Source organism: Vibrio sp. 811 (genome assembly GCF_033339195.1).
The window spans coordinates 176,049-188,823 of record NZ_JAWOUB010000002.1; the positions used below are offsets into that span (position 1 = coordinate 176,049).

The following is a 12,775-nucleotide window of genomic DNA, read 5'->3' on the forward strand; positions in this document are numbered from 1 at the left end:
AAAATTGATGAGGTTATTTCATTGAAAATAAATTGACATAGGGTGTTGAAATGGACCAAAAACATGATAGAGTTCACACGTTAATGATGACCAGCATCATTAACTAACCTTTACTCATTTAATTGAGTAATTGTTCCGATGAAGACTGCAGGAGAGTGGTTATTAATCAAATTTTAACATTTGATTAGCATAACTCGCCGAAGAATTAACTATTTCAGGTGCTACCTAGGTAGCGGGGACTGTAGTTGGAGGAACCTCTGGAGAGAACCGTTAAATCGGTCGCCGAAGGAGCAAGTCTTGCACTCACGCAAGGTGAAACTCTCAGGCAAAAGGACAGAGGAGTGGAAAGTTACAACCTAACTATTTTGCTTGGCCTTCCCGCCTACAACCAATAGCTTAGTTCTTTTCGAGATCGTTGATCTCGTCCTTTCCCTCTTCTCCTTATTAGTTGTTTTATTAAGGGGAAATCATGAACAACCTACAATCTTTACTACAAACCATCGATAATTTTGTCTGGGGTCCACCGCTGCTTATTTTGCTAGTGGGTACAGGTGTTTACTTCACTTTTAGCCTTGGCTTGATCCAGTTTAAACACCTCCCAACAGCGCTAGCGATGGTATTCAGTAAAGATAAGTCATCTAATACTCAAGGTGACGTTTCTAGCTTTGCAGCTCTTTGTACTGCACTCTCAGCAACAATTGGTACTGGTAACATTGTTGGTGTTGCCACAGCAATCAAACTCGGTGGACCAGGCGCTCTATTCTGGATGTGGCTCGCTGCCCTTTTCGGAATGGCGACTAAATACGCCGAATGTTTGTTGGCGGTTAAGTACCGAAGAGTCGATGATAAAGGCCAAATGATTGGTGGCCCAATGTATTACTTGCAATACGGTGTTGGCTCAAAAGCTCTCGCGATCATGTTTGCTGTGTTTGCTTTAGGTGTTGCTTGTTTTGGTATCGGTACGTTTCCACAAGTAAACGCGATTCTGGATGCAAGTGAGATATCTCTTGGTGTTAACCGTGAGCTATCTGCCTTTGTACTAACTCTTTTGGTTGCTTTCGTAACTTTGGGTGGCATCAAATCCATTGCTAACGTTGCAGGAAAAGTGGTTCCTACCATGGCTGTATTTTATGTGTTGGCGTGTTTAAGCGTGATCATCATGAATGCAGACCAATTGTTCAATGCCGTTGAATTAGTGCTGGTTTCAGCCTTTACATCAACAGCAGCGACGGGTGGTTTTTTAGGTGCAAGCATCATGCTGGCAATCCAATCAGGTATCGCTCGCGGTGTGTTCTCAAATGAATCAGGTTTGGGTAGCGCGCCTATGGCAGCAGCAGCAGCGAAGACAGACTCTTGTGTTAAACAAGGCCTAATTTCAATGACGGGTACCTTTTTCGATACCATCATTATTTGTACCATGACAGGCCTTGCTCTAATCCTGACCGGTGCATGGCAAAGTGACCTTGCTGGTGCCGCGATGACGACTCATGCTTTTGCGGTGGGTTTAAATGCAGATACATTTGGCCCTATGCTCGTCTCAATCGGTTTGATGTTCTTCGCTTTTACCACCATTCTTGGTTGGAACTACTACGGTGAGCGTTGCGTTGTGTTCCTGTTCGGAACTAAAGCTGTGCTTCCATACAAACTGATTTTCGTTGGCTTGGTGGCATCTGGTGCATTCCTTCACCTCGATATGATTTGGCTACTGGCTGATATCGTAAACGGTCTGATGGCAATTCCTAACCTAATTGGTTTGATCGCACTGCGTCACGTCGTGCTGGCAGAAACCAAACTGTTCTTTAGCTCAACATCGCAATCAGGTGAAGTTGAAGCAGTGAAAGCTTAATGAAACGGCAGGTTTGCGGTCATAAACTGTCAGTCACAGAGAGCAAAACACATTAGAAATGGTAAAAACACAAAGCCCGCTATTATTTAGCGGGCTTTATTTATCTTCGGTTAAATGGTTAATCTCTCAACCATTGATGCTCAACGTTTTCTCCACGTTCTTCAAAAAACTTCGCATTTTTTTGCTTGAATTGATCCGCTTTCAACTCTGATAGCGGCCAGTCTAAAAATGCTTCTGTTACAAACGAGTCGCCGACACCAACCTCAATCGATTCCAGATGTTTCCCGATGTAGCGATAAAAGTAGCCTTGCCCAAACGCATCGCACACCATAGGTACATGCCTGACACGTTGATGATTGACAGAGACCGATGCCCAAGTCGTCGTTTTAGGTTCACAGGTTTGCTCTTTTACAACGTCAACCTCAAATTTATTGTCCATAGTTGTCGAAACAAAAACGACAATAGCGTCATGCAAATACACACGCCTGAGCAATAACTGTTTAGTATCTTGAGTTCGCGTTTGTTGTATTCCATTAGCAAAAGGCTCGAAGTAGCCCCAGTGCCAAGACCAGATCATGCCGCGTTGCGCAAACTGTACTTGTGGCCACGTATGCCAAACAACAGCGGCACCTACCCCCACAATAAATAAAGCGAGTAGTATCAACAATCGATAAATATTACGCATTAAACGGGTTTTTCAATCAATAACTTCACACCAAGTGCGACTAATACTGCGCCCGTCGCGCCTTCCATCCACTTCATAAAGCTTGCATTCTTTAGTAGATTTTTAGCCGAGTTAAGCGCGCCAGCTAAACCACACTGCCAAACCATCGCAATAGCAAAATGTACAGATGCCATCATCATTGATTGAAGCAAGGGTGAACCTTCTGGATTCACAAACTGTGGCAAGAAAGCCAAATAGAAAACCGCCGTTTTTGGGTTCAAGACGTTAGAAAGAAAGCCCTCTCTAAAAGAGCGCTTACCATTAAACACTTCGTGAATCTGCTCGGTCACGGTCAATCCATCTTTCGACGACATTAGCGCTTTTAAACTGCTCAAACCAAGCCAGATAAGATAAGCCGCGCCAATCATTTTTACGATTTGGAACAACTCTGCTGATTGCGCAAGAATCGCCGAGATACCAACCGCAGAAAAAAAAGCATGTACGAATAAGCCAAAGCAAATCCCTAGACTGGTTGTACATCCATCTTTTAGGCCCGAGCGGCTAGTGTTACGGATAACAAGTGCAGTATCTAAACCTGGCGTTAACGTTAAAATCGTAATGGCAATAATAAATGCCTCGAAATTCAAAATATCCATATTATCGTGATAATTAATTGTCAATCCTTCATCAATACCGCCAATCCACAAGATTCGCAAGCTTCTTTTTTAAGAGAGCTATACAACTGGGTGAGTTTATGGACAATGGGTTGGAGTTAATTGTTAATTATTAGTAAATTAACGCAGGTTGCTTAGTGCAACACCATATGAAGGACCCGTTATCGGGTGTTTAGGGAAAGAACAAAAGAATAAGAGTAGTCACATGAACGCATTTACAAAACTCGTTGAACATTCCAAAAAAGTGGCAAATTTTGAGCATCTATCTGCCATCATAGATTGGGATCAAGCAGCGGTCATGCCACCTGGTGGCGCTGAAGCACGCTCGAATGCCACGGCAGAGCTCGATGTACATATCCATTCTTTAATGACTCAACCGCACTTGGGAGAGCTTTTCGCTCAGGCAGAAGAAGAGACGCTGTCTACAAAAGAAAAATCTATCCTAAGAGAAATGAAGCGTGGGTGGCAGCAAGCTAACTTACTACCAGAATCATTAGTTCAAGCTCAATCTCTTGCTGGCTCCAAATGTGAACATGCATGGCGTACACAGCGTGGAGAAAACGACTGGGCTGGTTTTGAAAAGAACTGGGCTGAAGTCGTAAAGCTATCGCAGGAAGAAGCGCAAATTAGAGCCGAAGCAAATGGCACGACTCCTTATGATGCCATGCTCGATGTTTATGAGCCTGGCACAACGTCTGCGTCGTTAGACATTCTTTTTGCTGACGTGAAAACCTGGCTTCCTACTTTGATCGATGAAGCGCTTGAAAAACAACAATCAGACAACATCTTATTGCCAACTGCGCACTACCCTGCGGAAAAGCAAAAAGCGCTCGGTTTGGAAGTCATGAAGCTACTTCAATTCGATTTTGAACACGGTCGACTTGATGAGAGTACCCACCCATTTTGTGGCGGTGTACCGACAGATGTGCGTATTACGACACGTTATAATGAAAACGAGTTTGTCCAATCATTGATGGGGATTGTCCACGAAACTGGCCATGCTCGATACGAGCAAGGGCTACCAAAAGATTTATCAGGAACACCCGCGGGAGAAGCTCGCTCTATGGGTATTCATGAATCACAATCACTCTTCTTTGAAATGCAAATAGGACGAAGCAGCGCGTTTATCGATCACCTCGCTCGACTGGCTTCTAACCATTTTTCTGGTAGTGAATTCGAAAAAGACAATTTAGCCAAAATTTACACTCGCGTAGAAAAAGGCTTTATTCGCGTAGATGCTGACGAACTAACATATCCTGCTCACGTTATTCTTCGATATGAAATTGAGCGAGATCTCATGAACGGCGTCATCAAACATACAGATGTACCAGAACTCTGGAACGAAAAGATGAAAGCGTACTTGGGGCTATCAACCGAAGGAAACTTCAAAAATGGCTGTATGCAAGATATCCATTGGACAGACGGAAGTTTTGGCTATTTCCCGTCCTACACGCTCGGTGCGATGTACGCTGCACAATTTATGGCAGCAATGAAACAAACCGTCGATGTAGATGCGGTTATTCGTTCTGGCGACTTAGCTCCGATATTCAATTGGCTCTCGGAAAACATCTGGAGTAAAGGTAGCTTATTCACCACTGATGAATTGGTAAAACAAGCCACGGGTGAAACACTGAATGCTAAACACTTTCAAGCTCACCTAAAAGATCGCTACTTATAAAGCGAAAAGAATAGAAAGTAAAAGCCCAAGGTTCGTATGTTCCTTGGGCTTTTTGTAGGCTCTCTATGTGTTATGCCAAGCTAGGGATGAGCCTAGGCTTGTACAAACAGTCCTCACCCTCTGGTCTAGTTTTAAACCGACGATGAAGCCACATATACTGGCTCGGACTTGCCATGATTGATGTTTCAACTATTTGATTCACGAATGCGGCGGCGCGTTGATGATCCTCTTTCGGGAAACCTTCGACGGGCGCACTAATGGTTAGGGTATAGTGTCCGTCTTTTCCTCTTACCATCGTAAAAGGCACAATGGCGCAATCTGTAGAATCAACCAACAAACTTGTGCCTGTCGTAGTACAAGCATTTTTAACGGCAAATAACGGTGCAAATGTCGAGCGTCGGTTACCATAATCGTGGTCCGGTGCATACCAAACCCGCTCACCCGTTTTAAGTGCTTCAAGCATGGCTTTGACGTTTTTACGATCAATCAGTGTACGATTAGAGCGAGAGCGTCCCTTATACTGAAAATAATCAAAGCACGGATTATTGTTTGGGCGATAAACACCGGTTCCAGACTTTTTAATGCCAAAAGCTCGAGCACCTAACTCTAGATTCATTGAGTGTACGGCCAACATTAATGCACCTTTGCCTGACTTCTCTAAAGCCTCTAGATGCTCCATGCCTTTTATCGTGACGTGTTTGTTTACCCGTTTATCTGACCAAAACCATGCCATTGCGGTCTCAAAAAGTGCGATGCCAGTATTGTCGATGTTGTCTTTTAGAATTGCTTCGCGTTGGCATTTTTCCATATGAGGGAAGCAAAGCTCAAGATTGCGTCTGATCGTAACTTGACGTTTTCTCATGAATCGCATAGCTAAACGACCAATGTTGCGTCCCAAAGCTAGTTGAACTTTAAAAGGAAGGAGGCTAAGTAAGTACATCACGCTAATGATAATTAACGTTCCCCAGTAACGAGGCAAAAGAAATTCGGCCTTGAAAGCAGGCTTTTTGTATTTGTTCATGTAAGTATTGTCAGATGTGCCCATCTATAAGTGATAAAAACAATGATAATGGACTGCACTTTTATCATTGATAACGCTAATAACATAAATTAAAGCGCGCGGATTCTATGGTTCTTCGACACACTACACAATAAGAACTTTGCAGAAATATGTAGGGAATGAAAAAGCAGTAAAGATGAGTCGCCACGTTAACATCTATCGGAGTGATTTATCTACTGCCCTTTCCTAAAGTTTGAAGAAACATAACTTTGTATTTTCAATGCGCTAAATAATGTCTATTTTTCAATCACATAATGCGACCGTTATGAATACAACAATAAGACGTCATATCAATACTCGCCATTAGCGATTGAATTTGCACTAAAAAGCCGCAGCAATTTCTCGCTGCGGCTTCTTATTCACTTAACAAGTAGAGTGGCGTTATTCGTGCCCTACTGTTTTGGATAATAAATTTACGATCAACACACCAGCGATGATAAACCCAATACCAACTAGGGCTGGTAAGTCTAGACGCTGTCCGTAAACAAAGTAACCAACCGTCGCAACCAAAACGATCCCAGCACCACTCCATATGGCATAAACAACCCCAACAGGCATTGTTTGCACTGTGACGGAAAGCAAGAAGAAAGCGATGCCGTAACCAATCAAAACGACTGTGCTCGGCATTACTTTCGTAAATTGCTCTGTTTTGGGAATATAAGAAGTGGCAATCACTTCACATACAATCGCGATCGACAGCGCCAACATTGGTGGCATAGAGACAAGCATTTTGAACATAAGGCATTAACGCTCAACAGAAATGTAACCGACAACATGTCCGGATAATTAGGCCGCGCATTATACCCAACTCATCTCACGATGGAATACCACTAACGATGTTTACACACCATCACTTTCGCTTACTTTTTGATGACCAGGTGAAAGGCTGACGTTTTGGTGCTGACGAGAAATTTCAAAGTAGATATGCATATCAATCGGCTCAGGTGTATTGAGTAGCATCTTACCTACTTCACGTTGGAAATGACCATAATTACCTAGCTCATCCGTTAGTTCTAGGAGCTCGTAAGAGGCTTCATCGGCAAACATTCCATACGCATACTGATAATGACTGATATCCTTGCTCTTATCATAACCCAGCTTTTGAAGAGCTTGATCAATCTCTTCCGGCGTATAAATGTCTTTATCACCAAACGAATGCAGTAGCACGCAAGGAACTTCTTGAGCGATGCTCTGAATCTTTGTCTTTCTCTTGAAAATACCGAACATAATGTCCTCCACTGACGATGTTTCCAAATATGCACATTAATGCAAAATGGTGAGCTGATTGTTTTTAGTATGGCTCATTAATTTGAGACTTCCTTACTACGAAGTCACCTTCACATATTAACGTGATCGCATAATTACCAGCAAATAGTACACACTGCGTTTCAAACCTATCTCATCAGAAACTCTGCTTTAGTCACAATTGTGTGACAACCCCGAGTACGGTTTACCATAATGTAAAGAGTAGATTGAAAAGTCGGATTTCGTATCGACATCTAAACTTAATTAAGTTAGCTTTAGAAGTATAGACGTCTAGATTGACTATACTTAGGGAGAGAAAGTCGTGCCAATTAGAATTCCAGATCAATTACCAGCTACCGATGTATTAAGGACAGAAAACATCTTCGTGATGAGTGAAACGCGTGCAGCGAGTCAGGAAATACGTCCTTTAAGAGTACTGATCCTTAATCTGATGCCAAAAAAAATAGAGACTGAAACTCAGTTTCTGCGTCTACTCTCAAACAGCCCACTACAGGTTAACGTCGAATTACTGCGCATTGATAACCGCCCGAGTAAAAATACGCCAACTGAACATTTAGACACGTTTTATCGCCAATTTGAAATGGTGCGAGATAAAAACTTCGATGGCATGATCATTACTGGGGCTCCATTAGGTTTGGTGCAATTTGAAGATGTCATTTATTGGGATCATCTCAAAACCATCATGGAGTGGGCAAAAGATCATGTGACATCCACTCTTTATGTTTGCTGGGCTGCGCAAGCAGGGTTAAAGCTACTCTACGATCTACCTAAAAAAACGCGTAAAGAAAAACTTTCAGGCGTGTATCATCATCAAATCCATCATCAATTTCACCCTATCTTACGCGGATTTGATGACACGTTTTTGGCTCCTCACTCGCGTTACGCAGATTTTTCGCCTCACTTTCTAGAAGAGCATACTGACTTAGACATTTTAGCGACATCGGATGTCGCAGGTGTGTACTTAGCCACCACAAAAGACAAACGCAATGTCTTTGTCACAGGACACCCTGAGTATGATTCTCACACCTTACATAATGAATATATCCGAGATTTAAGCGAAGGTATGGAGCCCGCTATTCCTGTCAACTATTACCCAAACAACAACCCAGATAACCCACCAATTGCAAGCTGGAGAAGCCATGGACACCTCCTCTTTTTAAACTGGCTGAACTACTGTGTTTATCAGCAAACACCGTACGACCTCGATCACTTCAGTGAAGATGCTTTCACTAAAGACGATTAGCTTCAAAATAAGCAAACAAAGCACTCATCATTACCGAAATGCAATATGTGAACCAAGCCGCCATATGGCGGCTTTTTCATAACAGTTTGCAAACCTGATCGCATAGTGTTTTTTCCTCAATAGGCTTTTGCTAAGTAATTCATATCATGCAGAAAGATTCAGGGATGTAGGGATAAAGAATGAAAACAGCAAAGCTCGGTGCACTAATATTATTGTCTCAGTTTGCACTCGTGGGTTGCGTGACGGTGAAAGAAGATGGAAGCCCTGTCGTTAAAGCCGATCCTGTGGCAATGGCAGAATCACGTATCGCACTTGGCTTAGGTTATTTAGACGGCGGTAACATGATTCGCGCGCATGATAACTTACAACAAGCCTTAAACCACGCACCTCAATACTATCGCGCGCAATTATCTATGGCTCACTACTACGAAACGGTTGGTGAAGATATTAAAGCCGAACAGATGTATAAACGCTCTCTACGCCAACACACTAAAAACGGAAATGTGCTCAATAACTACGGTACTTTTCTTTGCAAGCGAGGTGACTTCGAAAAAGCCGATCAGATGTTTAATCGAGCCATTGAGCAGCCTTATTACTACCTTATTCCAGCGAGCTATGAGAATGCAGCTTTTTGTGCGCTAAAATCACAAGATAAAGACAAAGCGAGATACTACTTTACTAGAGCTATCGATCATGACCCTCATAGACCAAAATCGATTTTGCAACTCGCTAAAATAGAAATTGATAGCGGTGATTATACTGAAGCTAGAATTCGATTAATGAGATTCAATCAAATGTATGGCGTGAAGAAGCCCTCTTTGCAACTCATGATTCAACTTGAACGTGCAGCAGGCAATGAAGCTCTCGAGAAAAAGTATCAAAAACAATTGGAAAAATTTTCTTAGTACAAAATAGCGATACATAAGGCGCATTAGCTCACAGCCAATACAGCGCTTGACCAAGAATCCAGTGAATTCAGACTCACGGTGATACATTCATCCTGTACATAAACGTCAAATTCGGTACTATTTGAACGGAATAAGTGACCAAGTCACATTATAAAAATTGCGCACACAACGAAATTTGTACATCATACTGTTTTTAAGATTGATTTCGGCACATTGATAAATACTAAATATTACTGACATGCACCAGAAGGAAGTTGAAGCCGGATGAAACCTGCCTGCACTCTGTTATTACTCACTTTGCTGAGTTCACCTTTTGTTGTCAGTGCACAAGAAAATATTGAGAAAACATTCACATTTGGCATTGTGTCCAATAAAGCCCAAAGCAAAATCAAAAAAGCGACGCCCCTTACTCAGTATGTAACTGAAAATATGACTGAATATGGTTACGCAAAAGGGGCGGTAAAGGTATTTAAAAATTATCGTCAGCTCGCGGTTGCGCTTGAAAATGGCACCGTTCAAATTGCAACGGCGACCCCCTTTAATGCGATGACCTTAGAAAAGGAGTCTAATAGCCAAATCCTTGCTATACGATGGAAAAAAGGCCTGCAAAAATATCATACGGTGTTCTTTACTAATAAAGAGAGTGGCATTGAGTCACTTTCTGACCTGCGCGGAAAAACGCTTGTTTTCGAAAAGCGCACGTCTACCAGCAGCTATTACCTACCTGCGATTACATTGCTGAATCACGGAGAAAAACTGCAATACCTTCCCTCTCCTGATGACAAACCGGCCAAAGACAGCATTGGTTATTTATTCCTTGATGAGCAACTCGCTCAGTCAAATGAAATCAACCTATCTGTATGGGTATATAAACAGAGAGTTGCAGCAGGAGCATTCAGTAACTTCAACTGGAACAATCCCAAAGATTTGCCAGAGAACATGAAAGACAAACTAGCGATTTTTTCTCGTTCTGTTGAAATACCCAGGGATTTGATTCTCGCTTCTCCAAGCATGAGCCTAGAGCAACAGCGTAAAATCACGTCCATACTGCTTGATATGGATACAACTCACGAAGGCTCTCTCGCACTTAAAAAGTTTCAGAACACCAAAAAATTCAGCGCGCTTACTCCAGAAATGCGAGCCTCCTTAAGTACAGTGCGCAAGTCAGTTCACTTATTACCGAAGGTGGATTGATGTTTCAAAAGCTCTCACTCGAAACCAAATACATTTGCTCGACAATGTTCGTTGTCTTGTTTGTTGTGGTGATAAATCTTGCGTTATACATGCACGGTTACGATGCATATTCAAATAGCTTAACTCAACAAATCACGAACAACTCTCAAGAAAAAACAGAATCTTACGTTAAGCAAAAAGGGTTGGTTTATGCAGAGCTATTATCAAAACAGCTTTTTGATCCACTCTATACAGACAATATCAGTCAAGCGTATGAGCAAATTAAGGCAACATTGAGCCAGCCAGATGTCTCGAAAATACATGTTGTTGACAATGAAGGGCTAATCTTTCACGACGGCACTACTCAGCTAAGGATGTTTGCCCAACCTCATTACCGCTCTCCTTTTATTTTGAAAGCAATAGAAGAATCTAGAACTCTCGTTTCCTTTTCCAAGCATCAGTTGGAGATCGCAGCGCCGATTCAGCAATCAAACATTACTCTTGGGGCGGTGTATCTTGAGCTTAACTTGATACACCTACTGGAAGAGAAAGAACAGAACATTGAACAAGTCCAAGCGATTACCTCAAACGATAAACAGAAGATGTTTAACTTGCTGCTAACGATCAGTGGGATATCCGTTCTATTCGGTAGCATCATCGCTTATGCTTTGGGGCGGTCGTTAACTAAGCCACTCAAGCAACTAAAAGATCAATTTTCAGAGTCAAATACCCAAGCGCTGCCAGTCACCGACATACAAAGCAAAGATGAAGTGGGAGAACTTATTTCAGCGTACAACAAAATGTCAAACAAAGTGAACCGATACACCAGCCGAGTTGAGTTCATGGCATACCACGATATTCTGACTTCCCTGCCAAACCGAGAAAAGTTACTCATTGATATTCAAACGCAAATAACTGACCACAAATCCCCCTCACTCGCGGTTGTGTTTATTGACTTGGATGACTTTAAGCACATTAACGATAACTATGGACATAACATTGGGGATAAATTGCTAGGCCATCTTGCCTCAGAGCTTCAAGGCCGTTTGCCGAGTTATTTTAAGCCGCTTTACCGCCTTTCTACCATCGTAAGTCGAGTAGGTGCGGATGAATTTGTACTGGCCTTTCCGTGCTCGGACAATCATGAAGCTACAGAAAAAGCGCACGCTATTCATCGCCAACTACTCTCTCCCTTTAGTTTGGAAGAGAACGATATTCAAATTACGGCAAGCCTCGGAATTGCTGTGTATCCAGAATTTGGTTCAAACGCTGAGTCTCTTTTACAGCTTTCCTCTCTTGCGGCGCAGGAATCTAAAAGACGCGGTAAAGACATTATGACGATATACGATTCCACGTTTGATGAAACGATTAAACAACGTTTATACATAGAACGAGAACTGCGTCGTTCAGTACGTGACTTGTCTCAATTCGAGCTGTGGTATCAACCACAATTTGATCTAAAAACCTATCGCCTAATTGGGGTCGAAGCATTGGTTAGGTGGAATCATCCCGAGAAAGGCTATATCAGTCCAGAATCGTTTATCCCGATCGCAGAGCAAAGTGATTTAATATTGGAGCTTGGAGAACATATCATTGAGACAGCAGTTGCTCAGCGGGCAATGTGGGCAGAACATTTCGGTACTGATTTTCACATCGCATTAAATTTATCCCCAAGGCAAATCTATCGCCAAGATTTAAGTCAATTATTTTCTAAGTATTTACGACGACATGATGTCGCCCCTCAAACCATTCATGTTGAAGTGACAGAGTCACTTTTTATTGATGATACAGAGAAAGCTCAATATGTGCTTAAAAAACTACAAAGTATCGGAGTGGAAGTTTGGCTAGATGACTTTGGTACGGGGTATTCAGCCCTTGCCTACCTACAACATATGGCTTTTGACGGGCTCAAGATTGATCGTTCATTTATCGCTCAAATCCGAAAAAGCGATCAAGACGATTCATTAGTTCGCGCGATTGTATCCATGGCTCACAACCTAAGAATGAAAGTAGTAGCCGAAGGCGTAGAAACTCAAACTCAGCTCACACGAATGGAGTCTCTCCACTGTGACGTCGTACAAGGTTTTTTCTTAGGTAGACCTGTACCTGCCGAGGAATTGATTGCATTTGAATACCAACGAGGGAATGGCGCTCAAAGCGTCAATCACTTTGCTTAGAACGCCGTTTTGTTAACTATTGCCGCTTAGCGCGTTAGTACTCGTAATGCAATATCGGTCACACTTCCCCCACCTCATTAATATGA

The 12,775-nt window shown here is 42.4% G+C and carries 11 protein-coding genes and 1 riboswitch; of the genes, 6 read left to right on the forward strand and 5 right to left on the reverse strand.

What is annotated here, in order from left to right; genetic code table 11:
• Positions 1-247: 247 nt before the first annotated feature.
• Positions 248-347, forward strand: a riboswitch (glycine riboswitch).
• A gap of 122 nt (positions 348-469) precedes the next feature.
• On the forward strand, positions 470-1,846 hold the full coding sequence (locus R7Q46_RS04520) for an alanine/glycine:cation symporter family protein (RefSeq protein ID WP_005377785.1): 1,377 nt from the start codon (positions 470-472) through the stop codon (positions 1,844-1,846).
• Between the two features lie 118 nt (positions 1,847-1,964).
• Here the strand turns inward: R7Q46_RS04520 and R7Q46_RS04525 are convergent, their stop codons facing one another.
• The gene (locus R7Q46_RS04525; protein WP_318077332.1) at positions 1,965-2,531 is read right to left on the reverse strand and encodes a threonine transporter RhtB; all 567 of its coding nucleotides are present in this window, start codon (positions 2,529-2,531) and stop codon (positions 1,965-1,967) included.
• Positions 2,531-3,166, reverse strand: coding sequence for a LysE family translocator (locus R7Q46_RS04530; protein WP_017820932.1), 636 nt, complete (start codon positions 3,164-3,166; stop codon positions 2,531-2,533). Before R7Q46_RS04530 ends, R7Q46_RS04525 begins: the two co-directional genes overlap by 1 nt.
• 223 nt (positions 3,167-3,389) lie before the next feature.
• Here R7Q46_RS04530 and R7Q46_RS04535 point away from each other — a divergent pair, with 223 nt between their 5' ends.
• Entirely contained in the window at positions 3,390-4,862 is a 1,473-nt protein-coding gene (locus R7Q46_RS04535; protein ID WP_005377788.1) for a carboxypeptidase M32, read from the forward strand.
• Positions 4,863-4,932: 70 nt separating this feature from the next.
• Here R7Q46_RS04535 and R7Q46_RS04540 read toward each other — a convergent pair whose 3' ends face one another.
• The 3 genes from R7Q46_RS04540 to R7Q46_RS04550 form a co-directional block, all read right to left on the reverse strand.
• Positions 4,933-5,883: an LpxL/LpxP family Kdo(2)-lipid IV(A) lauroyl/palmitoleoyl acyltransferase gene (locus R7Q46_RS04540; RefSeq protein WP_137281935.1), complete on the reverse strand. Its 951-nt coding sequence runs from the start codon at positions 5,881-5,883 to the stop codon at positions 4,933-4,935.
• A gap of 420 nt (positions 5,884-6,303) precedes the next feature.
• Positions 6,304-6,639 carry a DMT family transporter gene (locus R7Q46_RS04545; RefSeq protein WP_069593657.1) on the reverse strand — a complete coding sequence of 112 codons (336 nt, stop codon included), beginning with the start codon at positions 6,637-6,639 and terminating at the stop codon, positions 6,304-6,306.
• A 123-nt stretch (positions 6,640-6,762) separates the two neighbouring features.
• The gene (locus tag R7Q46_RS04550; RefSeq protein WP_005377791.1) at positions 6,763-7,149 is read right to left on the reverse strand and encodes a DUF6559 family protein; all 387 of its coding nucleotides are present in this window, start codon (positions 7,147-7,149) and stop codon (positions 6,763-6,765) included.
• A gap of 340 nt (positions 7,150-7,489) precedes the next feature.
• On the opposite strand from R7Q46_RS04550, the gene metA reads away from it, so the two are divergent.
• The 4 genes from metA (at position 7,490) to R7Q46_RS04570 (ending at position 12,689) form a co-directional block, all read left to right on the forward strand.
• Positions 7,490-8,431, forward strand: a complete 942-nt coding sequence (metA, locus tag R7Q46_RS04555; RefSeq protein WP_005377792.1) for a homoserine O-acetyltransferase MetA — start codon at positions 7,490-7,492, stop codon at positions 8,429-8,431.
• 179 nt (positions 8,432-8,610) lie between these two features.
• Complete coding sequence (gene pilW, locus R7Q46_RS04560; RefSeq protein WP_017820928.1) at positions 8,611-9,336, forward strand: type IV pilus biogenesis/stability protein PilW; 726 nt, start codon at positions 8,611-8,613, stop codon at positions 9,334-9,336.
• 267 nt (positions 9,337-9,603) lie between these two features.
• Positions 9,604-10,533, forward strand: a complete 930-nt coding sequence (locus tag R7Q46_RS04565) for a phosphate/phosphite/phosphonate ABC transporter substrate-binding protein (RefSeq protein ID WP_137281932.1) — start codon at positions 9,604-9,606, stop codon at positions 10,531-10,533.
• Positions 10,533-12,689: an EAL domain-containing protein gene (locus R7Q46_RS04570; protein ID WP_318077333.1), complete on the forward strand. Its 2,157-nt coding sequence runs from the start codon at positions 10,533-10,535 to the stop codon at positions 12,687-12,689. The genes R7Q46_RS04565 and R7Q46_RS04570 overlap by 1 nt, the downstream gene beginning before the upstream one ends.
• Positions 12,690-12,775: the final 86 nt, after the last annotated feature.

Excerpts from the sequence above, each read along its gene's own strand:
- R7Q46_RS04525 (WP_318077332.1), bottom strand. The coding sequence starts at position 2,531 with ATGCGTAATATTTATCGATTGTTGATACTACTCGCTTTATTTATTGTG.
- R7Q46_RS04545 (WP_069593657.1), bottom strand. The coding sequence starts at position 6,639 with ATGCCACCAATGTTGGCGCTGTCGATCGCGATTGTATGTGAAGTGATT.
- R7Q46_RS04550 (WP_005377791.1), bottom strand. The coding sequence starts at position 7,149 with ATGTTCGGTATTTTCAAGAGAAAGACAAAGATTCAGAGCATCGCTCAA.
- R7Q46_RS04570 (WP_318077333.1), top strand. The coding sequence starts at position 10,533 with ATGTTTCAAAAGCTCTCACTCGAAACCAAATACATTTGCTCGACAATG.
- R7Q46_RS04530 (WP_017820932.1), bottom strand. The coding sequence starts at position 3,166 with ATGGATATTTTGAATTTCGAGGCATTTATTATTGCCATTACGATTTTA.
- R7Q46_RS04540 (WP_137281935.1), bottom strand. The coding sequence starts at position 5,883 with ATGAACAAATACAAAAAGCCTGCTTTCAAGGCCGAATTTCTTTTGCCT.
- R7Q46_RS04520 (WP_005377785.1), top strand. The coding sequence starts at position 470 with ATGAACAACCTACAATCTTTACTACAAACCATCGATAATTTTGTCTGG.
- pilW (WP_017820928.1), top strand. The coding sequence starts at position 8,611 with ATGAAAACAGCAAAGCTCGGTGCACTAATATTATTGTCTCAGTTTGCA.
- R7Q46_RS04565 (WP_137281932.1), top strand. The coding sequence starts at position 9,604 with ATGAAACCTGCCTGCACTCTGTTATTACTCACTTTGCTGAGTTCACCT.
- R7Q46_RS04535 (WP_005377788.1), top strand. The coding sequence starts at position 3,390 with ATGAACGCATTTACAAAACTCGTTGAACATTCCAAAAAAGTGGCAAAT.